This window comes from Psychrobacter sp. JCM 18901 (genome assembly GCF_000586435.1).
In the GTDB taxonomy this organism is placed as follows: domain Bacteria; phylum Pseudomonadota; class Gammaproteobacteria; order Pseudomonadales; family Moraxellaceae; genus Psychrobacter.
Genome location: NZ_BAWH01000020.1, coordinates 45,661 through 67,983, shown reverse-complemented (window position 1 = coordinate 67,983; position 22,323 = coordinate 45,661). Strand labels below are relative to the sequence as shown.

Below are 22,323 nucleotides of genomic sequence, written 5' to 3'. Positions count from 1 at the left end.
CTCTACAGATAAGCTGTTGGAGAAATAAATTACCATCCTCCAGACACGATAAAACCGCATAGCAATCAATTGTTATGCGGTTTTATTGTTAACTATCCATGTTACCTATCACGACTGCTTTTCATGCATCCTTGCACAAATATTCAGTATATTGTGATACTGGGCATCCTGCCCTTTTTACTACACTACAGCTTCAGTATTACTGGCTGCTATCAGCAAAGGGTATGTGTCCTTACTTCAATCGCTATTGTCATCCTGACGTTAGTTATCGAATCATTATCCTTTATGCGGTTAACTCAATCCCTGAGTCACATTCCCTAATGCCGTGTGACTATAATGCCTAACTCTCGCTCTTATGTTAAGTCGCGTAAACGTCATTGCGTGTAAGCATATGCTTACAACAATATATTTTATTTGCCACAATTATTACAACTTATTAACGCAAATGACACCTAGCGCAAAGTTTTGTACTCTATTATAGATAATGTAAGGAAATATTTCGAACAATAAATTATTAGAGATGCTTATTAATTACGAACTAATCCAACGCACCAAAATACTTTTAAAATCTTATAGTTATAGAGAATATAGGTACCTTTAACCTACACGACCTACTTAATACCATCATAGGATATTGCCTCATGGAAATAATAAAACCCTTTTCTATTAAGGCCACTTTGTCTATCGGTCTTGTCATTGTATTACTGGGTACGACAGTGGGTTGTACAGCTGTAGGCTCAGGATATGACAATCAGCGTATATCGTGGTGATAATAATAGCCAGAACAATAATTTTAATCGCGTAAGTCAGCAGCTTCGACAAGACTTGCGTCGCAAAGGCTATCAAGTTATAGATATCAGAGCTGATAGTTACCGTGGTGATCGAGCTCTTACGGCGTATGCTAAAAAGAACAACCAAGCCTACGAGCTAAAATATACTTACCCTGCTCTAAGACTCATCAGCTCAAGCAAAAAAGCATGGCCAGATAACTGGGGTAATAAGTCGCAAAATAATAATAACCGCTATAAAGAAAACAAACATAAAGATAACTATCAGAATGGTCAGCGCTATAAAAAAAGGCGATGTCGAAGATACTATTAAAAGAGAATCACGTTACCCAGCTATCAAACGCCGTGCTGTCAATAAAGTAAGAGCTATGGGCTACCGTGTCGAAGATATCGATCTTGAAGAAAAAAATAAGCGCGGTGTCTTTGAGATTGAGGCCAAACGAGGTTCACAGAAGTACGAAATATTATTAAGTTATCCAAATTTAGATGTTATGAAAGTCAGAAAAGATTGATTACTTTCAGCATTTTCAGCTAATGACCTCGGTACATTTAACTTTTACCCATATTGAGCAACGATATATTATTAGGAAATCATTATGAAAACTCTATCATTTTCAACATTAAAAACGGTAGCGACTGGCAGCATAGTCGCAGCTTTATTGGCAGTGACCACAGGCTGTGTGACTGCGCCGAATGGCTACAATGGCTATGACGACCTTTACGAGCACTCTCATAAGACAATAAAGGCCATAAAAAAACACAAAGACAAAAAGAACGACAAAGACAGCTATGTCTCCGTTGTCGAGCAACGAGCTGCTAGTAAAGTCCTTAGCATGGGATATCGCGTCAAAGACGTCAAATATAAAAATGGTGATCGTAAGATTAAGATAAAGGCTGAACGTGGACGCGACGATTACAAAATCGAGCTAGGCTATCCAAGCTACAACGTGATTAAACTTAAAAAAGATTAATCGATCATTAGGGTCTGATATCTACTATTAATACTCAATTGAAACTTTAAAAACTTTAAAAACTTTATAACCAAATAAGTCATTAAATGATTTATTTGGTTTTTTTTATGAGAATTCTTACACTCAAGAATCTGGTACTTTTCTATATAAAACTAAAAATCCAAGACTTTTATCACATCATAAGCTGGCGTTTCATAGGGGTGCGCTTCTTTTAACGCGGTAATAGTAGCATCAATAAAAGCTTCATCCACCACTATTTCAACTCGCCACTCATCAACCGTTTCTAAACTATTCTGTGTACCAATGTGTGGCTCACTGCCTGATAATGGCATAAACTGACCGACCCCTCGTACCTGCCAACAGCATTGCTCATAGTTTCCAATCTTCCCAGCGCCAGCAGTAAACAGAACAGATTTCACTTGGTCTAACGCTGCATCAGGAATAAAAACGGTCAACTTATACATAGGTTTACCTCATAGAATGGTTTTGAATCTCAATCTGCTAGTTTTTAGATAAGGAAGGATGATCGGTCCATATATAACGTAGCAGCCAGTCTTTGGCATCACCTGCATAATCAATACCAATACGTGGGCGTAGTGATACAAGTGGCTGGCAGCCATCATCTTCTATCCAAACGTCTGATGATGCGAAATAGATTTGCCATATAAATCGCGATCAATTTGCAAGCGTTTGGTCAATTTGCCAGGGCCTGCAAACTGCTTAGGATGAGTAAACTGCTTATCTGAACTGATTTGTTGCTCTTCGATCAGACGGTCACTATCATCGGTCAAAAACCCAGCGCGAATCAATACCGATTCAGGCGACTCTACAGAGCCGCTAATCAAATTTAGCATATGATGCACGCCATAGGTCAGATAGACATAGAACACGCCACCTTGCTCATACATAATTTCTGTGCGCGCCGTTCGAGTGCCTGCATGTGAATGGCAAGCGGGGTCATCTTGACCAATATAGGCTTCGGTCTCAGAGATACGCATACGTAGCGTTTCTTGCTGTCCATCGCTATCTGTTAGCTGTCGACATAAGACTTTACCAATCAGGTCAGCAGCGACCACACAGGTCGGACGAGTGAACCATTCAGGCTCTAAAATAGTTGATGAGGCAGTAGACATCAGCGAAACCTTTCCTTATTTTTATAGTCTAATTGATATGAGTAAGTACTAACAAATTAGCATAAAAGTAAGATAAGGTATCGAGGACAATGTTGGCGCTATGTTTGATTTTTTTATACGAGCTAAACTACTAGCCCGTGCCTAAAGAGTGATACTGGTTGATAAACAGATAGGGATTGTAGTCTGTTATAAGTGGTTCCATTATAGCAGTCTGTTTTAAGTGGTCTATTAATAGGTTTGAGGGGTGAAATAACCGGTTCCCTTGGAGTATACTCTCTATTGAAAAGCCTTGAATCAAAAGCTATCACTGGCTACTTAGAAAGCTCGAATTGTACTTTTCCTCATCCACTTACAAAATCGCATACAAGCCATAAATATTATGAATAAAAGACCAGCTCTGCTTGTATCAGACCAAAACCTAAAGTTAGTAACTCAATTTTTGATGATAACTTATGTTCTTTGTTTATTATTACCTGCTTATAAGCTAAGTATAATGGTAGGGAGTGGTGAAGACGGTGGAGGTATGGGTACTCTAATATTGGGTACGTTATACTTACCTTTTGGTCTGATGTTTGGAGACTACGGAATATTAGCTGTTTGTGGAAACTATATATTCTTCTACCTTGTTGTTCGATTACTTACCATACCAAACTATTCGACCAAATTTTCAGTCATTTTAGCCATCTTGTTGTTATGTTCGATAGCTCTAAGTTTTTATGATGTTTTTCCTGTCGGCTACACTTCAAATGGACATATAGTGGCATGGGGATATGTGCTTTTGCTTGGTATTTTAGTTTGTGTGCCATGTCTTTTTTAATGCTTTATCGTTTTTTTCTTAAAAGAACACCGCACATTTCATGGTTTATATTGGCATTGGTAGTAAGCTTCTTGTGCTCTCTAGGTTTGCGATATTATCAATATCACTATTGGGCCGATGAGTACCACAAAAAGTATTTCTTTGACGCTGTATGGTTGATGCGTATGCGTATGCTGAGCCACATTGGGAATGTTTAAGATTCAACAATCTGAGAGAGTATGGAAATTCCGAGGTGCTTCATACATCTGCCAGATCGATTCCTGTATAGCGCATCGATCACGAATAGAATGTGTATGGCAGGTACACCACGAAGTACACTATGACTATTTCCATAAGTTGAAACCTTGATACCATTAGCCTACAGCCCAAGTTTCGAGTCCTCACTAGGGTACCATCATAAATATAATGCCATAAAAAACTGAGCACATGGCTCAGTTTTTATTTTATGCTAAGTATCTGATACTTATTTTAATGGTACACCAATACGGTCAGCCACTTCTTCATAAGCTTCGATCACATCACCTAGTGACTGACGGAAACGGTCTTTATCAAGTTTCTTCTTGGTGTTCTTGTCCCAGATACGGCAGCCATCTGGTGAGAACTCATCACCTAACACGATACGGTCATGGAATACGCCAAACTCTAGTTTAAAATCAACTAAGATTAAATCACCCGCATCAAACAATGCCTTTAATACATCGTTGACTTGATAGGTTAGCTCTTCCATCTTAGCCAATTGCTCTTTGGTCGCCCAACCAAGAGACACAGAAAGTGATTCGTTAACCATCGGATCACCTAGCGCATCGTCTTTATAAAAAAAGCTCATAAGTTGGCGGCGTCAATGCTTGACCTTCTTCTAAGCCTAAACGACGCACCAAACTACCAGCTGCAAAGTTACGCACCACGCACTCTACAGGAATCATGTCCAAGCGTTTAACCAACACTTCGTCGTCAGACAATTGCTTTTCGAAATGCGTTTCGATACCAGCATCAGACAATTTTTGCATGATAAAAGCATTAAAGCGGTTATTAACCACACCTTTACGTGCCAATTGTTCGATACGCTTACCATCAAGCGCTGAGGTATCATCACGGAAGTGCAAAATCAGAAGATCATTGTCTTCTGTTTCATAGACAGATTTAGCTTTACCTTTATACAGCAGTTGTTGCTTTTGCATTATGGGGGTTCCTGTTCGTTCAAGCTTATGTGGTAAAAACGCGCAGCGACCGCTGACTCTTATTACAATATCGATATTATTTTAATCAACAATCATAAAAATCGGCGGTACAAATGAAGAAATAAATTAGTTTGAAGGGCTACTAACAGCACGCTGAGGCTTTGGCAACTGATACTGATTACCTGACTCATTCTGTAGTTTAAGCGTGTTCGCGCCCACATTAGGGGTCGGATACAAAGGCACGAAAGGCGCTGTTTCTTGAGCAGCCGGCAGCTCTATCGGTGCAAGCTTTTTGCTTTGTTGATAGTCTAAGCTGCCATTGTCGCGCTTACCAAGCAGGCTCTTGGTCGCTTGGCAGCCGCTCAATACCAACGTACTACCCAAAACTAAGGTCAGTATTGCAGGAAGTAGTTTTGTCGTTTTTGATGATACTGTTTTTGATGATATTGTCATCATGTTGTCTCTCTGAGTTAGCAGTTATTGCTCATTTAGGCGATTGACTTACCGTGATAAGGTGACTTGCTACTAGATCGAATGGCACTCATCTAATGTGCAGCAAGTCTTAAATCGCCGAATATCAATTGGCTAAATATCAATTTATCGTATGTTTGCTCGAACCAATGCTTCATCAATAGTCGCATGATGCTGCTCCGCGAGCCAAACTAATGGCAGACGAATACCCGTATCGATCATACCCATTTTATGTAGCGCGTACTTAGCTGGGATAGGGCTTGATTCGATGAATAGGTCGCGGTGCAGATGCTTGACCACGTCATGAATCTGATTAGCCGCTTCAAAGTCACCACGTAAACCCGCAGAAAAAGTCTCACTCATGGCTTTTGGCGCTACATTAGCAGTGACTGAGATATTGCCTTTGCCGCCTACTTTCATTAGATCAAGCGCAGTGCCGTCATCACCAGATAACACAACCATTCTGTCACCGACGGCTTTGATCAATTGCTCACCGCGACCGACAGATCCTGTCGCATCTTTGATAGCAACGATATTATCGATATCACACAAACGCTCGACTGTTGCTTGAGCGATATCAACCACTGTACGGCCAGGCACGTTATACAGCATTTGCGGTATATTTACGGCTTTGGCAATGGCTTGATAATGCTGAAACAAGCCTTCTTGTGGCGGCTTATTGTAGTAAGGAGCAACGAGCAACGCACAGTCTGCGCCTGCATCGGCAGCATCCTGAGTCAGCTTGATGGCTTCCATCGTGTTGTTGGCACCAGTACCCGCGATGACCGGTACACGACCTTTGACATGCTGAACGAAATAGCGAATAACATCGCTATGCTCTTGCATAGATAGGGTCGCTGATTCGCCAGTAGTACCAACAGCCACAAGGCAATGCGTGCCCTGCTCGATCTGCCAATCTATGAGATCTGCGAGACGTTTATAATCGACCTTACCGTCAGGGTGCATGGGCGTTACCAAGGCTACCATTGAGCCTTGTAGTCGGGTTTTGATCTCGTCGTATGCTGTGCTCATAACCGTGCCTTACTGTATTATCCTAGCTTTTATTAAAGCTGTCACATGATAGGTCGTTTGCAAGTGGCCATTGCTTTCTATGCGTTGATAAACGCTAATGGCGTAACTTACTTGATGTTAATGCTGCGTCTCTACTTACTATAATAGCGTTTGTATCATAGATGATTATATCTACGATATCAGTATCGTGATGGCCATCTACCAAGAGTAATAGGCCTGCTTACTAACCGACAGAAATATAATAATAAGAGTGCTCGTTAGTGTAGCATATTTTGATTTGACCGCTATCAATCAATTGGCAGTCAGCACATAATTTTAGTACCAAAAAACATGTATTACTTTTCGCTTAAATTTATAGAATTTGAACTAAAACCTTGTAGATGAATACTTACATCATTAAAGGAGCAGTTTAGCGCAATCAACGTACGCTGATAAGTCTCTTATGTAATATTAACGAATCGTCAACACATCGATAGTAGGTCGATAGAATCGAAAAGGCAACCCTCTCGTACCGATGCCGCTACTAACAAATATCTGTGCACTTGCATGTTGATATGAGCCGCGCTGCTTACCCATGCGACTGTTATATAGCAATCCTGACTGCTCACTACTGCGTCGAATATCGTTCTGTTTTTGAGCAAGCAGGATATTTTTTTGAATAGCCTTTGCAGCACCGGTTATCAACAAAGGGCGTGGTTGTAAAGATTTTGGCAGATCACTGATACTATCAAATCGTGATGCCAAAATAATCACTGGACTGGTGGCATTGGCAATCTCTGTTCCAAGCATTGCTTTATCAGTCGCCTCTGACGTTTCAATATCTGTAGATTGCTTAGGCACATCTTGCCAGCCGCAAAGCACTGCTACTAGTGGATTTATATTCGGGTTTTCTTGCTCAACATTGTCTTGATTATTAGTTTGATTAGTCGACTGATTGACGACTGACTTTTTATTTGTTGCTCTTGCACACTTGAGTGGCAATGACGTACATTGCTGACCGATATAGTTAATATCGAGCACATCGAAAGTACTGGCCAATGTATCTTCTAGTAGTGGCTGACCTTGCTTGGTCGTATTCATAGATTGATAACGCAAGTCCGAGGTGCTCATGACTGTGTAAACAGGTTTATTCACCCCTTTAAATAGCATTAATTGACCCACCAAGTCTGCACTTGGATAATATAGCCAGTCGCCCGTAATCAGTACGGCATCTGCTGACAAGGCGTTGATAGTAGAGACCAGCTTGCGAATATGACGCGGCTTACCACCATATATTCCTATGCGCAAATCTGCCAATACGGCGACTTTGAGCGGTGTAGATAAGTCTAAGTCAATAGAATGATGCTCTAATCGTAAGCGATTGGGTTGTACAATGACAGTATAAAAGTATAAGCCCATCATCAATATTGCCATCAGTACGGCAGGTAGTGATAGCTGCGCTAACATCGGCATCAGGTCCTGTGACCAAACCATGATAAGCAATACTGCCCAAATAGGCATCGTATAAGCGGCATAATATAATGCAAGCTTCACCCAAATGCGCATAAAGCGCTTGGTAGGATTGGCATTAAACGTTTGTAGCCCTGACCACAGTGCAATGTACGCTAGCAATGCTGCTGACGTCGTCGTAATAAGCGTATGTAGAGCGGGGTCAGTCATAATTACCTAGCGGTTGCATAATGGTACGAGCCTACTAAGCGACTCGGCCCACCTTAGAGCCTATTGATTGATCAATAACTCACTTAACGAATGGATTGCTGTTGAGGTCTTACTCTTAGCTGTTTGATAAAAAACCAAACATTATAGAGGTCGACCTCTATGATAGACAAGCACAATTATTGACGTGCGCGCTGCCTTTATACTCTGTACCGTAATCTGAGTTACATTATTAGCCACATTAACAGTCACGCTTTAATCATGATACTTACTCAATACGTAGCCCAATAATAGCAGGAATGCCTTGACGTATAACTTCTATAGTGACCACGCCTTTTTTAGGAAGAGATGAGATAGCACCTGAAAAGTCTGCCACTGTTTCGATCGGCTTTTGATGAAAGTTAGTGATGACATCACCTGCCAGAATACCTGAGCGCGCGGCCAGTCCAGTAGGATCCACTGTGGTAACCAATATGCCCGTTTTATTATCGACAGCGATTTCTGCTTGTTCATCCGTCGTCAAGTCGCGTAAACGCAAGCCCAACTGTACATCATCATTTTGCTCATCACCGCTCTGTGCTCTTACATCATTAGGCGCATAAGCGAGCTTACCGTTAATCACCATCTGCTTACCATTGCGCTGAATCCGTGCACGGAAGGAGTCGCTTGGACGCGCTCGATTGAGCAAGTTCAGCAAATCAGATGCCTCCATGATTTGTACGTCATTGTATTGCAAAATGATGTCACCAGGTTTTAGGCCTGATTTTTGTGCCGGTGAATCTGGTGATACACGAGTCAGTAAGGCACCTTGAGGGCGCTCTAAATTATAAGCCTCGGCCAGATTGCGATCGATATCTTGTGGATAAATTCCTAGATATGCACGCGCCACTTCACCATCATTTTTTAGCTGCTCATAAATATCCATGGCAGCGTCAATAGGGATAGAGAATGACAGACCCATATAACCGCCAGTACCACTAAAAATACGCGAATTGATACCAATCACTTCGCCGCGCTGGTTAAATAGTGGCCCGCCAGAATTACCAGGGTTTAGTGCTACATCCGTTTGGATAAATGGTACGCTCGTCTCACGCGAAAAACTACGCGACTTGGCACTGACAATACCAGCAGAGGCTGAATAGTCAAAACCAAATGGCGAACCAATTGCCAATACTGGCTCTCCTACTTTTAGACCGCTGGAGTCGCCAATAGGCAGGGCTGGAAATTGGCTGCCCTCAACTTTTAGCACGGCCACATCTGAGCGCTCGTCACTACCGACCAAAGTTGCATCAAGCTCGGTTCTATCATTGAGCGTCACAGTGATTTTGTCCGCACCTGCTATGACATGATGATTGGTCAGCATATATCCATTGGAGGTAATAAAAAAAGGCCGTACCATAAGCATGTTCAATCGCTGGCGTCGCGACTCGATCAGGAATACGTAGACGATCACCAAAGAACTGACGCAATACTTCAGCAGTCTGAGCTTTAGCAAGCTCGGCCTCACTAATCGTTTTGGTGACATTGACGCGTGCCACTGCTGGCGTGACTTGTTGCACCAAACCAGAGAAATCAGCCGTAGTGACTGCAGCCTGAGCACTGTTTATCGTCGTGACATTAATACTAGCGAACATAACGGTACTAACAGCGAGTGCCAGCGCACTACGTTGTAACCATTGCTGCATATTGGCAGTGGTCCGTCCTTTGAACATATTGATAGGCATTTTGTGTCCTCCATATGAGTAAGCGCTGTTATTAACAGCCACGTTATGATTGTCAGCGATAGCGACTACACCAAGCGGCATGCCCTATTCGTTACTATTTGGTGAATTATATTCTTTTATCTATTTATCTTGTCTATTTATGCGGCGCAGCACTTTTATTTGAACCTATTGTCATAGCTCTTTAGCCGTTACTTTACGCTTATTTTTATCACTACTCATTACTTGAATATTTATAGAGTGCCTGTCTTTAGAAGATGGTTAATAGTGTCTTATAAAAATAAACCATGTCAGCAATCAGTATATGACATTTCATGGCGCTAACACTATTATCCTGTGCGCGACGTGCATGCCCAACGCAGCTACTGTATGATAAATAAAAACTTGAAGTATTATGCTGAAGCTTTTTGCATAGTGCAGGATAACCCAAGGCAGCGTTATTTCATATGGGCTTCGTATACTTTTATGGCCGTGACATAGCTTTTTAGCAGGTACGGCTTACATCAGCTTGAAATAAAATCATGGTATGATGTCAAACCAAATATTTTACTAAACAAACAAAAGTTAGCTTGTATATAAGACTGTTTATTGCAGGTTTATAAACTGGCTATCATCACTCTTGTTTTCCATCTTTTGCATTTCTAGCGTATTGTGATTTATCTAGAAACGCTTTTGTCTTTGCTACTTTATAGTAGTTATATCATATCTAGCTTATGTTGTGATTCATGATGGCTATCAGTGCGATGGCTTAGCTACAACAGAAACGGATAACAACTTATTGTTAAATAAACGGTAGCGACTATCTTATAACAGCTATCGATAGATATAAAATATGACAAGATTATAAAAGGATTAATTTATGGATACCGCCCTTTTGCTATCCGGCGTGGTTGGGATTGGCATTGCCGCCCAATGGTTGGCTTGGTATTTAAAGCAACCATCCATTTTATTTTTATTACTGATTGGTATTATCGTCGGGCCAGTGCTGGGTGTATTTGACCCAGATTTGGTATTAGGCGAGCTGATGTTTCCTTTCATCTCTTTGGGCGTAGCGATTATCCTATTTGAAGGATCGCTAACGCTAGAGTTCGATGAGATTAAGCAACATGGTACCGTGGTACAGATGCTGGTATCGGTCGGTGTACTGATTACCATTGCTATCGTGGCACTATCGACTTATTTACTATTTGATGTCGATCCATTGATTGCTCTACTCTTCGGTGCGCTAGTCTGTGTGACTGGTCCAACGGTCATTATGCCACTGCTGCGTAGTGTACGCCCTAACAAAACCATTTCCAACATCTTGAAGTGGGAAGGTATTATCATTGACCCAATCGGCGCTATCGCTGTGGTATTGGTCTATGAGTACATTATCTCAGGCGGCGAAGCAGTAGTATTCTACTGTTTGCTAAGATTGTCGTATTGGCGACTGCAATGGGTATGGCGGGCGCTTGGTTACTTGCGTTCCTTATGCGTCGTCATATGATTCCTGAGTTTTTGCGTAATGTGTTTACTCTAGCATTTGTACTGGTCTTATTTTCAATATCGAATCACCTAGAGCATGAGTCAGGTCTATTGACCGTCACAGTACTGGGCGTGGCATTGGCGAACTGGCCAAAATTCCCCCGTGAGACGATTTTAGAGTTCAATGAGTCGTTGACCATTCTGCTGATTTCAGTGCTGTTCATTATTCTGGCGGCGCGTGTAGAGTTGGCAAGCTTGCTCAGCGTTGGTTTTGCAGGGCTAGTGCTGCTCGCTATCGTGATGTTTGTGGCACGTCCACTATCGGTCTGGGCATCGGCTATCGGCTCGAACCTTAAGACCAATGAAAAGCTGATGATTAGCTGGATTGGCCCACGTGGTATCGTCGCTGCTGCCATCTCATCACTGTTTGCGATTCGTTTGCAAGAGTATGATATCCAAGGCGTTGAGCTACTTGTACCTCTCGTATTTATGGTTATCATCGGTACGGTCATGATTCAGGGTCTGGGTGCAAAAGTCGTCGGTAATCTACTAGGCGTACGTGAGCCTGAGACCAATGGTATTCTTATCGTTGGCTCAAACCCAATTACGTTATTGATTGCTACCTCTCTCAAAGACCAAGGCTTCGACGTCATCGTTGCGCATAATAACTACACCAATATTGCACGCGCACGCATGAGCGGTCTGCGTACTTACTTTGGTAATCCCATCTCTGATCACGCAGATCATCATCTGGATCTAATCGGTATTGGTCGTCTGTTTGCGATGAGTATGGACAAAGAAATGAATACATTGTCCGAGATTCATTATCGTCATGAATTTGGTGAGCGTAAGCTGTACCGACTTAAATTCAGTGATGAAAAAGTCAAAAGCGAGCGTGATGACAAGCAATCGAACTTCCATTCACAGTGGCTGTTTGGCAAAGATGTGACCTATACCAAGCTTGCCAGTATGCTGTCCAAAAAAAGCTCGAATTAAGATTACCAATATCACGGATAGCTATAGCTTTGAGCAGTATAAAGCGGATAATAAGCAGTTCGTACCGCTATATACCGTCGACAAAGAAGGCAAACTGCACGTTATCACTGATAAGTTTGACGGTACTGTCCCTCGTGACCGCAAGCTTATATCGCTAGTGGTAGACGATGAAGTACAGCCGAAGCCAGTCGATGTAACGCCTAAACAAGAGCAGGCTCGCATGGCAGCTGATGCTAACTTTGAGTCAAACTCAAAAGCACCTGAAAAGCGCAAAGAGCAGGAGCCTAGCCCTGACGATAGCCAGACAGCAGCGCCAGAGCCTTCGGTAGATAGTGACAAAAGTGATGGGCAAAACACTGCTAATCAGTCATCAGCTACCCAAAGCAGTAGCACCGAGACTAAGTCACCTTCTAGCACTACCGTAGAGAAAAGTGAGCCAGTAGAAGAGCCAAAAACGTCTGCTACTAATATGGCTAATAAAGGCGTCATGTCTGCAAATTCGACAGCGACTTCGAAGACCAAAACCTCTACGAACAGTAATGGCAATGGTAGTGCGCCTAAAAACAAAAAAAGGGGCACTTGACCCAAGTCGTCTACCTGACTCTGCTCAGGATAGCGACGCCTCTATCGCGACTACTGAGGGTATAAAAGTAGATAAAATAGATGACAAATAACGTGCATAGTTATCTGCTTTATTGACTTAAAGATAAAAGATTTACCTTAACAAAAAGCCCCAACAATATGCTGGGGCTTTTTATTGGTGCTAACTAACTGACTGGCTAACTGGCTAGCTAACTATCGATACATCTAACTGCCTTATAAATCTACTTGGCAAAATTTAATTATTTAATATCGAATCTGTCCATAACAGTCTGCCATATACGCGCACTCACATCATCCGTACTGCCCGATGCATCAATACGCTGTATGCGCTCAGGATACTCGCTCGCAAGTTGACTAAAACCAGTATGCACCCAGGTAAAAAAACTCGGTAGCTTGCTGCTCAAAACGATCTGCTGCACTGCGCTTGTTGGCACGCTTCATGCCCTCTGCTACTGGCAAATCCAACCACAATGTCAGCTCAGGAAGCTGCGTCACAAATTGTTTGATAAGCATATCGATTTTGCCGCGTACCAGCTCGTCGCCATACGCACGCCCAAAGCCCTGATACGCAATAGTAGAATCGGTAAATCTATCACATATCACCCAAGTACCATTTTGGAGCGCTGGTAGAATGACTTGCTGCATATGATCACAGCGCGCCGCAAACAATAGCAGCAGCTCGGTATCGTCTTCGATATCAGTCGCCGGATCTAATAATATGTCACGCAATTGCTCGGCAAATGGACTACCACCCGGCTCACGAGTACGCAGATACGAGATGCCATTAGCTTCTAAGCGCAAACACAACTGTTCAATCGCGGTGGTTTTGCCCACGCCTTCAGTTCCTTCAAAACTAATAAAGCGTCCTAAGATAGGTGCTGTATTTGAAGCACTTGATTCAGGTAGATTCGATGCTGGCGTGCTGCTATGTGACGGTGTTGCGCTGGTGTGCATAGATACTGACATGATATGACCTTATGTCATTGATGAGCGCTACCTCTACTTTGTAGCACTCAATAAACGATAAGTTTTGTGAGAAGATTAAGAGGTTATTTACTGCGGCGGCGTTTGAGATTTTTTTCTCACGCATGACACTGAGATAGTCTTTTACCGCTTGGTTGTGCTCAGCCAAGCTATTGGTAAATTTGTGCCCGCCATTGCCCGTTGCCACAAAATACAATGCTTCACTATCGGCAGGATGTAAGGTCGCTTCGATAGAGGCCGCTGATGGTAGCGCAATTGGCGTTGGCGGTAAACCATCAATTTGGTAGGTGTTATAAGACGTTTTTTTTCATTGATGTCTTTGCGGCGGATATTGCCATCATAACGACTACCCATACCATAGATGATGGTCGGGTCCGTCTGCATACGCATGTTTTTATTCAAACGGTTTCTAAACACGGCAGAAACTAAAGGACGTTCATCAGCAACGCTGGTCTCTTTTTCGATAATAGACGCCATGACTAGCGCTTCATATGGACTCTTATAAGGCAGATTCGGCGCACGATTTTCCCACGCATCAGTCAGTACCTGCTGCTGACGCTTATACAAGTCAGTCAGTACTTTTTTATCGCTGGTTCCTTCACCGTAATAGTAGGTATCAGGCGCGAACCAACCTTCAAGATTATAGTTAACAATCGGGTCACTGCTATTAGCCACACTGTCTGGCAATATACCTGTCAAATCCAATGCTTGGGCGATACTGGCATTGTCACTATCTGCGGTCAGTACTTCTTTTTCGATTTTGTCATTATCACGCAGCGCTTGATAAAGGTCTTTAGATGTCTTACCTTCGATGATCTGTACCTTGACCATGGCTGCTTTTGCGCCTTGACCTAGTATCTGTAGCGCCTCAGCGATAGTCGGGTTTTCGGGTAGTTTATACGTACCAGCATGCAACGGCGCATCGACTTGTGATTTGATATATAGCTTGGCCACGCCTGCCGAAAACAACGGAATCTGCTGCTGCCACTGCGGTAGTAGACCATAATACGTCTGACCTGGCTCAATCGTGACCATTTGCTGCGGCTGCTCGATACGCCCAAACAACGTCTGATAAACCATGACCAAGAAAAATGCGGCAATAAGCCCCAATACTAGCAGCACTTGATAGCCGCGTTGCATAAAAAACGATGGGTTATTGACTTTATATTGGCGCGGTTTACTGTTGCCGCTGATGAGCGAGACGTTGGTTGCTGGCGTTGTTGACGTTGCTGATGTGTCTTCCACCTCATCTACCACTGGTTGCGCGTCCGGTAGCGTGGTATCGACACGCTCCTCGACTGTGCCATCTTGTTTGTTTGACGGCGACTCATTGGGACGTTCAGGTGGTATATTAGGTGTAGGCTTGCTCATGGCAACTCGCGAGGCAGATGTTTGCTAGAATTTAGCACTGAACCGTGCGATTTTCAATGGTATTTGCTTAGCTTATGAATTATCTTGCTATTGATGGTCGTTTATATGGCTTAATACTTAGGCGTTTTTTTTCAGTATTCTCAGTTTATCTATTAATAATGAAAATATCTTATGAACCTACATTTTAACCAAAGTCTTGCTAAAAACTATCACTCTGAACCTCAAAAAGTTCGTGTACTCAGCGAAGCATGGGTAAAAGAAAATAGTTACTGCACCAATTGTAGCGCCCAATCGCTAGCTGAGTTTGCTAATAACAAACCTGTCGCTGATTTTTATTGCGAAAATTGTAATGAGCAATATGAGCTAAAAAGTAAAAAAAGCCAAGTTAAGCAATGTTGTCAATGATGGCGCTTATAAGACGATGATTGAGCGTATCAATAGTAAGAACAATCCCAGCTTTTTCTTTTTAACCTACTCAAAAGAATACACCGTCAACAATTTTCTGATTATTCCCAAGCATTTCTTTACACCCGATATTATTGTTAAGCGTAAACCCTTATCAGTGACGGCAAAACGAGCAGGTTGGGTTGGTTGCAATATTGACTTACGCCACGTACCCGAATCAGGCAAAGTATTTTTGGTCAAAGACCAACAAGCTATACCGCGTGAAAGCGTTACCCAACAGTTCCAAAAGACTTTGTTTTTACGCAAGCAATCTATGGCTTCACGCGGTTGGACACTCGATGTCTGGCAATGTATCGACCGTCTCGATGTCAGTTTTTCTCTCAATCAAGTTTATGCTTTTGCTAGTGAACTGCAGCTCAAACATCCTGAAAACAACCACGTAAAAGATAAAATTCGCCAACAGTTACAAGTACTACGAGATAAAGGCATCATTGAATTTGTAAGCCGTGGTCACTATCAAAAATTATACTAAGAACACTTATCATCCCATAATGGTAAACCTTTGGCAGCAACCAAACGACCGTAAAACTTATGAGGAGGGTAATCTAGCTCTAGCTCATCATTTACTTTGAAAAAGTGTTTCACATTGCCATCGAGACAGGTATAAGCTCGATTTTTTTACCTGTTTATTCCAGCTCATTAGCAGCCCTAACGGAGTGCGAGAAGCTTTAGTAAAAGCTTGTCTTTCGGTTGTGATTGCACACATCACAGTATCTTCATGAAACTGCTTATCTAAACCTTGTTCAATGACTTCTTGACGGGTATGCGCATACTTAAACACACTCCCAAATGCTGTGTATTTTCTATCTTTCTTAGAATAAACAATACTAAATGCTATCTGTGAATAACAAGGTAAGTGAATCATTTCATCAGGATTTCTTTTCGCTGCACCGCAAACTTTATTGAATATCATCAAGCGTCTGATTTGTAGTGGAATTCGTTGATCTTCATAGGTAGTACGCATTTATTATCCCCTGTTAGATAGTATTGGATAGAATGCAATCATTGATCGATTAACATCAGTACGCAATACTCATTAACAAAAGACGATCAATTATGAAGAACGTTATTGGAGATATGCATCACTCAATAGACTTCTTGCGAAAGTACCAGTGCATTAACTTCAATTGACGGAGCCACAAAGGCTAGTGGTGATTTATGTAAGAAGGCTAATACGTCATATAAACACAGTATCAAGATCATAATATTATAGCCGCTAAAATTTATTAGCAGCTATAACTATAAGTAGTAACTTAATTATGAGTTTCGTATAACATAGTAATTATTTCGAATTATAACAGACGCCTTTCATTATAACGTTCAGGTCTAGGTTCGCCTTGATTGTCACGGTATACATCTGCAATTAACTCATCTCTATCATCCCATAGTGGCAGACGAGCTGTCGCAACTAGACGGTCATGAAACTTATGCGGTGGGTAATCCGAATCAATTTCATCATTTATCCGAAAAAAAACTTCTTCACGATAGTCAACATAAGCATGCATTCTATTCTTTACATATTTATTCCAATACCACACTAATTGTATAGGTGTACTAGCTGGGCGAGTAAACTGCTTTAGATTAACAGTCAGCGCACACTTTACTGGCTCGTCGTTAGGAAAAATGCGAATACGTTGCTCAATAACTTCTTCGGGTGTTTGTGCATACTCAAACACACCACCAAAGGCTATAAATTTCTTGAAATCCTTTAGATACATAACTCCGAGTGATAACTGAGTAAATTTTGATAAATGAATAATTTCATCAGGTTCTTTCTTCGCTAATTTACAGATTTCATCAAAAACCATCAAACGACGGATTTGTAGCGGGATACTTTCATCTTCATAAACTTCGTACATTGGCTTATCTCCTTATTAGATAAGCAGCATTGATCGATTTGCTTTAAGACACAAGACCACGTAACAAAAGACGATCACTTCTTTTGAGGGCTTTTGCTAATCTACTTGCTATAAATGACTGAAGTGATATATGAGAACCGAGCGTGAATATAATAGAAAAAAATGAGAAGTCAGCACAAACCTTTCAAATTGAAATTGTCGAAACATTAAGACTATCGTGGATGTTGTCGCAGAAGATGAGCAAAGTGCCCTTTTGAAAGCGCAAGAAATGTATAGAAGTGAGAAAGTGGTTTTATATCCAGATGATTTTATTGATACCAAATTCAATATTTTTCAATAATAGCTAAAACGATCGAAAATCCACAACATCACCTGACAATAACGTCAGACTGCTCATTGGCATGATACCGCGCAGTGCATTGCAAAAGAATAACTGCGTTACTTTAGGTAAATCCTCATCTCGTAGCGACCTGATTATGACTGGATACTGCGTCGTGGATAGTGCATCTATAATTACCTGACGCATGACGCCAGCGACGCCCGATTGATCCATGGAAGGCGCGTACCACTGACCAGTGGTTAGGTAGTTTTCATCATCTTTATGAATACTAGAGGTAGTTTTGGATTCTGATAGTGGCTCTTCTGCCAATTGATAGAATACATTACTCATCGTACCCTCAACCCACTGCCCACTCATATCGCGTAGCAGACCTTCACCAAGTGTTGAAGCAAGCTTTGATGCCAATGGCTCAGCTTTTATCCGCTGTAGCTCACCACTAGCGAGGACATTGTCTAAACGATTAAGGCTCTTGAGACCTGCCAGCGGTGGCGGTAAGCAAGCAATCTGAGAAGCCAAACATATTGCCGAGGCATTAGGTTGGATAGGTATCAAGCTCCCATTAGGCAAAGACAATTGCAGCGCCGTAGAAACTTGCATTGCGGTAGCCTTTAACCATATTTCACAGTCGCTACCATCTGCACTAGGTGCATAGCCATAACCGCGTACATTCTGCGCAGCGCGAGTAACTATTAGCTTTAGCATGCCCTGCTCTAACTGCTGGGCATACAGCTGCAGTACTGCTAATAGCTCTTCGCTATTTATGTTTAGCTGCAAGGCTTCAGCATGAGAGACAAGCCGCTGATAATGATAATCTGACCATAGTATCCACCCATCAATGACGCCCATGGTAGTAAAGAAGCCATCAGCGTATGCCAGCCCACGATTATCTAGAGACATGGTTACCGTTTGGCTGGTTGCCCTATCATCTTCGGTCACACTGCTGACTTGTGGATACAGACACACCCAGCCGTTTGGCACTGACGTCATATCGGTCATGATTTAGCTATTGTCTGTTTGAGCGGCGGCTTTATTGATAACCAGCATGCAGCTATAAAACTCGCATTTTGCCAGCTCTATTTTTTGTCCACCGACGATTCTATTTTTGATGATTTGGCTATTGAGCATATCAGCAACCATTTTTCCGCCATCATCGCCCATCAATTGACGCGATAACTGATAGGCTTTTTTTGGCGTGGTTTTGGCTCAGCTCTTTTTCTTTGTCTGTATCAGTAGGATTGGCATAGTACCAGCCTAGCTCTAGATATTTTTCAGAGTCGATGATATCTAGATAAGGCGCGTCCGTTTTCATAAAGCGATATTTTGCCGCTGGATTACTGGCATAGTCTAGGCTGTTTTCGTCAGTACTCATCACTTCGCCAAACACCGATTGTATACTATCTAACTCATCTACAGCGAGCGACTCAACCTTATCCGTACCCCATGCTGCGACATCATATCTCACTGGCGTGCCTTGCTGAGCAGTGGCACCGTCTAGGTCAGGATTGTTTGCGCTGTCCTGTACTGGCTCATTCGTTGTTACCTGCTCAGTGGTTTCAGCATCTGGATTTGGAGCATCTTCTTTGGTGCTGTCACAGCCACTGAGCGTCACACTAACTGCCATTATCATACCGACTAGAAGGGTCTGTAGGTTAGGATTCCACATGGATAATTTACTCACACTTTTAGATTGATCTCGAAATAATATTAACGAGCTGGCAGGAACGCCGCTGATAACGAATAGTTTCAATAAAGAGCATATTTCACAAACATTATAATCTAGCAGTCATTACAGCATATTGATATAGGTTTCCATATTTTATAGTTTACCCAACTGCTCAGCACTTGACTACCTTTTACGTTACGCGGAGCACTCCCCGAGAGTACAGATTTGTTAAATATATAACGTACCAAAACGACCTTCTCTTTAGTAGAAAGTAGAAATCTGCTTGCGCTTGTTTTGCGTATGTTTGCTTCAATGTCATAATTTATTTTCAAAAGCGATAAGGCCGCCTCTGATTAACACTGTCACTTTCTAATAATCTATTGGTGGTAGCCTCTTGGTTTGTCAATCATAGCGTTATCCCTTATGATGATTGAGCGCCACTTATTGCTTCTTTGATAGTATTTTTATTCTCTAGCCAGCGGACTATTTATGACCCAACATTTTATCGTTATTGGCAATCCAATCGCCCATAGTAAATCTCCTGAGATTCATGAGCAGTTTGCTATCCAAGCAGGGATTGATATTAGCTATCAGCGTCAGTACTGTCCTGATGATGCCGCCAGTTTTACGGCTGTCGTTGAGGCGTTTTTTTTGCGGTGGCGGTGCGGGCGCTAACGTGACGGTTCCTTTTAAACAAGTTGCTTATGACTGCTGCGCGGCGCGTGGTGGTTTATCAGAACATGCCAAGACGGCAGGCGCGGTCAATACGTTACTGTTGAACAAAGCACTATTAGAAAGCGGCGCACCAATCACAGAGGCACTCTACGGTGATAATACGGATGGGCAAGGACTTATCAATCACATTATGAGTATGGACTGGCCGCTGACCGATGCTCGTGTGGCGCTAATAGGTGCAGGCGGTGCAGCTCGTGGCGTAATATTGCCATTATTTGAAGCGGGTATTGGCTCTCTCACGATTGCCAATCGCACCGTGTCTAAGGCAGCTGATTTGGTAAATGAGCTCAGTGCGGCCAGCTCAGTGATTGATGACCAAAATATCGAGGTTTGCGCGACCAATGAACTCAGTGGCTCTTTTGATATCATCATTAATGCCACCTCTATTGGTTTATCAGGTGATACGTTGCCGCTAGATGATACTCTAAACTGTCAGTACGCTTACGACATGATGTATGGTCGTCCGCTACCGTTTTTACAACATTTTGCCGCTCGCGGCGCACAGACCTCTGAAGGCTACGGTATGCTTATCGGTCAAGCTGCTTTAAGTTTTGAGCGTTGGACTGGGCATACTATCGATGTCGCACAAGCGACAACAGCGCTAAATAAAAACAGTTAATCAAAGAAAAGTCTTTGCAAAGCTCTACCCTATTAACTAAAACGTAGTAATAGCCAATTTTCAAAACGGCGCAGCGGTACACGCAATCGCGTAGAGTGTATCGCCAGACCACCGCTCAATCCAATCACGCAGCCGAGCGCCGTATCAATCATACGCGCTTGGATAACGTCCCCAGCGACTGGAGGCACTGACATCGTACTACCATACTCAGCGATAAATATCGTCAGCGGCGTGATAAATATCACCGCCAGTCCATAATGCCGATCGACAAACGATTCAATCAAAAACATCATACATAATATCGCGATAGCGATGCCCCATCCTGATAGTCCCCAAGACAGCATCCAACCTGCCACGCCCATGCCAGCCAACGTACCCAATAATCGATGCAACTGTTTGATCCACATGGTTCGTAGCTGCATACCTTGGGTGATAATAAAGCAGCTCATCGCTGCCCAGTAGGGATAAGGCAGCTCTAACAGAACAGCAACGACCAACGCCAAACTAACGAAACTTACCACGATCAGACTATCGCTAATCATATCAGGCTGATAGTCATAGACAGGTACAGAAGCAACTGGACGCGTCGCCAATAACAACAAACTATAGAGTAGCGCTAGCAACATCGAGGAGCCACTACCCAATATCACAAGCCCTATCGCTGAGAGCACTTGATCAATCGGCACAGGGATAAATAGCGCAATCGCACCCGCCATCAACACAAACAATCCTGCTGGTGGTGGTTGCCGATAATAACGACCTAGCATCACTACGCTAATGCCAATCAGCATAAACACAGGTAATCGCAGCACTGGTAACAGCTGCGCGATCAGACCCAGTGCAAAGCTAAGTATCATCGCAAACCCCCAAGCCATGACCGTCACTAGCCGATGTGGTAGCCCGCCTACAAATGGTAGGTTTAGAATAATCATCGAGCCTAGCGATGCTTTAATACCTGAAGACAAGTCACCAAAATAAGCCCCTACAAACACCGGAAAGCTAATCGCAATCGCCGCGATGATGGGCATATGCCATGGTCGCTGACTGCGATTGACTGTCAGTAGATGATTCAGCTCACCATCGATTAACCCCTTAATACGAGTTAATAGTGCGCTCAACCAAGAGGCTCGCTGTTGCTTTTTTTGAGGTGCTCATAAATGGCCTTCCTATTTGATAAGTCCATTTTTCTTTGAATTTAAATGAGTCTACATAACCCTTTATAGAATAATTTCAAGCGAAGATACAATTTACCTATACAAACTAAAATGAATTAATAACATAATTAATCATGAATAATAGTTATTAGTTGTATATTTGTCGCTGTTTAAGATTTATAATCATATCAACGCCATAACAGCTATCCGCCACTAAAGGCATTCTAATAACTAATACACTAGAAAGCTGTCCACTAATAATTCACTTGATGACTAATATAACGTCTAGCTCATCTAAAATAA

The 22,323-nt window shown here is 42.4% G+C and carries 18 protein-coding genes and 7 pseudogenes; 9 read left to right on the top strand and 16 right to left on the bottom strand.

Annotated features, from left to right (window positions below; translation table 11 throughout):
• The first annotated feature begins 744 nt into the window (after positions 1-744).
• The 3 genes from TT11_RS13660 to TT11_RS13650 all read left to right on the top strand — a co-directional run bounded on the left by TT11_RS13660 (position 745) and on the right by TT11_RS13650 (position 1,759).
• Complete coding sequence (locus TT11_RS13660; protein ID WP_261870850.1) at positions 745-1,101, top strand: hypothetical protein; 357 nt, start codon at positions 745-747, stop codon at positions 1,099-1,101.
• Complete coding sequence (locus TT11_RS13655; RefSeq protein WP_261870849.1) at positions 1,058-1,300, top strand: hypothetical protein; 243 nt, start codon at positions 1,058-1,060, stop codon at positions 1,298-1,300. Before TT11_RS13660 ends, TT11_RS13655 begins: the two co-directional genes overlap by 44 nt.
• 84 nt (positions 1,301-1,384) lie before the next feature.
• Complete coding sequence (locus tag TT11_RS13650; RefSeq protein ID WP_261870848.1) at positions 1,385-1,759, top strand: hypothetical protein; 375 nt, start codon at positions 1,385-1,387, stop codon at positions 1,757-1,759.
• A gap of 152 nt (positions 1,760-1,911) precedes the next feature.
• On the opposite strand, the gene TT11_RS13645 is transcribed toward TT11_RS13650, so the two are convergent.
• Together TT11_RS13645 and TT11_RS13640 are read right to left on the bottom strand one after the other, a co-directional pair.
• Positions 1,912-2,223, bottom strand: coding sequence for an NGG1p interacting factor NIF3 (locus TT11_RS13645; RefSeq protein WP_261870847.1), 312 nt, complete (start codon positions 2,221-2,223; stop codon positions 1,912-1,914).
• Between the two features lie 37 nt (positions 2,224-2,260).
• Positions 2,261-2,892, bottom strand: a pseudogene (locus TT11_RS13640) (DNA-3-methyladenine glycosylase).
• Positions 2,893-3,271: 379 nt separating this feature from the next.
• Here TT11_RS13640 and TT11_RS13635 point away from each other — a divergent pair.
• Entirely contained in the window at positions 3,272-3,709 is a 438-nt protein-coding gene (locus TT11_RS13635; RefSeq protein WP_261870846.1) for a hypothetical protein, read from the top strand.
• Positions 3,710-4,172: 463 nt separating this feature from the next.
• Here TT11_RS13635 and purC read toward each other — a convergent pair.
• From purC to TT11_RS13610, 5 genes and pseudogenes are all read right to left on the bottom strand, one after another.
• Positions 4,173-4,887 (bottom strand): annotated as a pseudogene (purC, locus tag TT11_RS13630) (phosphoribosylaminoimidazolesuccinocarboxamide synthase).
• Between the two features lie 126 nt (positions 4,888-5,013).
• A complete protein-coding gene (locus TT11_RS13625; RefSeq protein WP_370587857.1) occupies positions 5,014-5,364 on the bottom strand; it encodes a hypothetical protein in 351 nt (116 codons plus the stop codon).
• Between the two features lie 120 nt (positions 5,365-5,484).
• Positions 5,485-6,390: a 4-hydroxy-tetrahydrodipicolinate synthase gene (dapA, locus tag TT11_RS13620; protein WP_261870844.1), complete on the bottom strand. Its 906-nt coding sequence runs from the start codon at positions 6,388-6,390 to the stop codon at positions 5,485-5,487.
• 450 nt (positions 6,391-6,840) lie between these two features.
• Entirely contained in the window at positions 6,841-8,049 is a 1,209-nt protein-coding gene (locus TT11_RS13615; protein ID WP_261870843.1) for a hypothetical protein, read from the bottom strand.
• A 265-nt stretch (positions 8,050-8,314) separates the two neighbouring features.
• Positions 8,315-9,680 (bottom strand): annotated as a pseudogene (locus tag TT11_RS13610) (Do family serine endopeptidase).
• 946 nt (positions 9,681-10,626) lie between these two features.
• On the opposite strand from TT11_RS13610, the pseudogene TT11_RS13605 reads away from it, so the two are divergent.
• Positions 10,627-12,901, top strand: a pseudogene (locus TT11_RS13605) (cation:proton antiporter).
• A gap of 168 nt (positions 12,902-13,069) precedes the next feature.
• Here TT11_RS13605 and tmk read toward each other — a convergent pair.
• The 3 genes and pseudogenes from tmk to mltG all read right to left on the bottom strand — a co-directional run.
• A pseudogene (gene tmk, locus TT11_RS13595) lies at positions 13,070-13,703 on the bottom strand (dTMP kinase).
• A 52-nt stretch (positions 13,704-13,755) separates the two neighbouring features.
• A complete protein-coding gene (locus TT11_RS17425) occupies positions 13,756-14,070 on the bottom strand; it encodes an endolytic transglycosylase MltG (RefSeq protein WP_370587856.1) in 315 nt (104 codons plus the stop codon).
• A 110-nt stretch (positions 14,071-14,180) separates the two neighbouring features.
• Positions 14,181-14,894: pseudogene (gene mltG, locus TT11_RS17420) on the bottom strand (endolytic transglycosylase MltG); the annotation flags it as partial.
• 462 nt (positions 14,895-15,356) lie between these two features.
• Here mltG and TT11_RS13585 point away from each other — a divergent pair.
• Both TT11_RS13585 and TT11_RS13580 read left to right on the top strand, forming a co-directional pair.
• Positions 15,357-15,590: a DpnI domain-containing protein gene (locus TT11_RS13585; protein WP_261870841.1), complete on the top strand. Its 234-nt coding sequence runs from the start codon at positions 15,357-15,359 to the stop codon at positions 15,588-15,590.
• Between the two features lie 16 nt (positions 15,591-15,606).
• Positions 15,607-16,122, top strand: coding sequence for a DpnI domain-containing protein (locus TT11_RS13580; RefSeq protein ID WP_261870840.1), 516 nt, complete (start codon positions 15,607-15,609; stop codon positions 16,120-16,122).
• 87 nt (positions 16,123-16,209) lie between these two features.
• On the opposite strand, the gene TT11_RS13575 is transcribed toward TT11_RS13580, so the two are convergent.
• Together TT11_RS13575 and TT11_RS13570 are read right to left on the bottom strand one after the other, a co-directional pair.
• Positions 16,210-16,614, bottom strand: a complete 405-nt coding sequence (locus TT11_RS13575; RefSeq protein WP_261870839.1) for a hypothetical protein — start codon at positions 16,612-16,614, stop codon at positions 16,210-16,212.
• Between the two features lie 328 nt (positions 16,615-16,942).
• Positions 16,943-17,509, bottom strand: a complete 567-nt coding sequence (locus TT11_RS13570; protein ID WP_201606892.1) for a hypothetical protein — start codon at positions 17,507-17,509, stop codon at positions 16,943-16,945.
• Between the two features lie 217 nt (positions 17,510-17,726).
• Between TT11_RS13570 and TT11_RS13565 the strand changes: the two genes are divergently transcribed.
• Positions 17,727-17,849 (top strand): DpnD/PcfM family protein, encoded by a 123-nt coding sequence (locus TT11_RS13565; RefSeq protein WP_261870838.1) that lies wholly within the window; start codon positions 17,727-17,729, stop codon positions 17,847-17,849.
• Between the two features lie 3 nt (positions 17,850-17,852).
• Here the strand turns inward: TT11_RS13565 and TT11_RS13560 are convergent, their stop codons facing one another.
• From TT11_RS13560 to TT11_RS13550, 3 genes are read right to left on the bottom strand one after another with little or no spacing between them, the layout of a single operon-like run.
• Positions 17,853-18,845, bottom strand: coding sequence for an aminotransferase class IV (locus TT11_RS13560; RefSeq protein ID WP_261870837.1), 993 nt, complete (start codon positions 18,843-18,845; stop codon positions 17,853-17,855).
• Between the two features lie 3 nt (positions 18,846-18,848).
• Positions 18,849-19,007, bottom strand: coding sequence for a hypothetical protein (locus TT11_RS13555; protein WP_261870836.1), 159 nt, complete (start codon positions 19,005-19,007; stop codon positions 18,849-18,851).
• Positions 18,997-19,512 carry a hypothetical protein gene (locus TT11_RS13550; protein WP_261870835.1) on the bottom strand — a complete coding sequence of 172 codons (516 nt, stop codon included), beginning with the start codon at positions 19,510-19,512 and terminating at the stop codon, positions 18,997-18,999. The genes TT11_RS13555 and TT11_RS13550 overlap by 11 nt, the downstream gene beginning before the upstream one ends.
• Positions 19,513-20,001: 489 nt before the next feature.
• On the opposite strand from TT11_RS13550, the pseudogene aroE reads away from it, so the two are divergent.
• Positions 20,002-20,866 (top strand): annotated as a pseudogene (aroE, locus tag TT11_RS13545) (shikimate dehydrogenase).
• 32 nt (positions 20,867-20,898) lie between these two features.
• On the opposite strand, the gene TT11_RS13540 reads toward aroE, so the two are convergent.
• Positions 20,899-21,984 (bottom strand): FUSC family protein, encoded by a 1,086-nt coding sequence (locus TT11_RS13540; RefSeq protein ID WP_261870834.1) that lies wholly within the window; start codon positions 21,982-21,984, stop codon positions 20,899-20,901.
• Positions 21,985-22,323: the final 339 nt, after the last annotated feature.

Bases quoted from the DNA above. Each gene is read 5' to 3' on its own strand.
- TT11_RS13660 (WP_261870850.1), top strand. From the start codon at position 745: ATGACAATCAGCGTATATCGTGGTGATAATAATAGCCAGAACAATAAT.
- TT11_RS13655 (WP_261870849.1), top strand. From the start codon at position 1,058: ATGGTCAGCGCTATAAAAAAAGGCGATGTCGAAGATACTATTAAAAGA.
- TT11_RS13650 (WP_261870848.1), top strand. From the start codon at position 1,385: ATGAAAACTCTATCATTTTCAACATTAAAAACGGTAGCGACTGGCAGC.
- TT11_RS13645 (WP_261870847.1), bottom strand. From the start codon at position 2,223: ATGTATAAGTTGACCGTTTTTATTCCTGATGCAGCGTTAGACCAAGTG.
- TT11_RS13635 (WP_261870846.1), top strand. From the start codon at position 3,272: ATGAATAAAAGACCAGCTCTGCTTGTATCAGACCAAAACCTAAAGTTA.
- dapA (WP_261870844.1), bottom strand. From the start codon at position 6,390: ATGAGCACAGCATACGACGAGATCAAAACCCGACTACAAGGCTCAATG.
- TT11_RS13615 (WP_261870843.1), bottom strand. From the start codon at position 8,049: ATGACTGACCCCGCTCTACATACGCTTATTACGACGACGTCAGCAGCA.
- TT11_RS13585 (WP_261870841.1), top strand. From the start codon at position 15,357: ATGAACCTACATTTTAACCAAAGTCTTGCTAAAAACTATCACTCTGAA.
- TT11_RS13580 (WP_261870840.1), top strand. From the start codon at position 15,607: ATGATTGAGCGTATCAATAGTAAGAACAATCCCAGCTTTTTCTTTTTA.
- TT11_RS13575 (WP_261870839.1), bottom strand. From the start codon at position 16,614: ATGCGTACTACCTATGAAGATCAACGAATTCCACTACAAATCAGACGC.
- TT11_RS13570 (WP_201606892.1), bottom strand. From the start codon at position 17,509: ATGTACGAAGTTTATGAAGATGAAAGTATCCCGCTACAAATCCGTCGT.
- TT11_RS13560 (WP_261870837.1), bottom strand. From the start codon at position 18,845: ATGACCGATATGACGTCAGTGCCAAACGGCTGGGTGTGTCTGTATCCA.
- TT11_RS13555 (WP_261870836.1), bottom strand. From the start codon at position 19,007: ATGGGCGATGATGGCGGAAAAATGGTTGCTGATATGCTCAATAGCCAA.
- TT11_RS13550 (WP_261870835.1), bottom strand. From the start codon at position 19,512: ATGTGGAATCCTAACCTACAGACCCTTCTAGTCGGTATGATAATGGCA.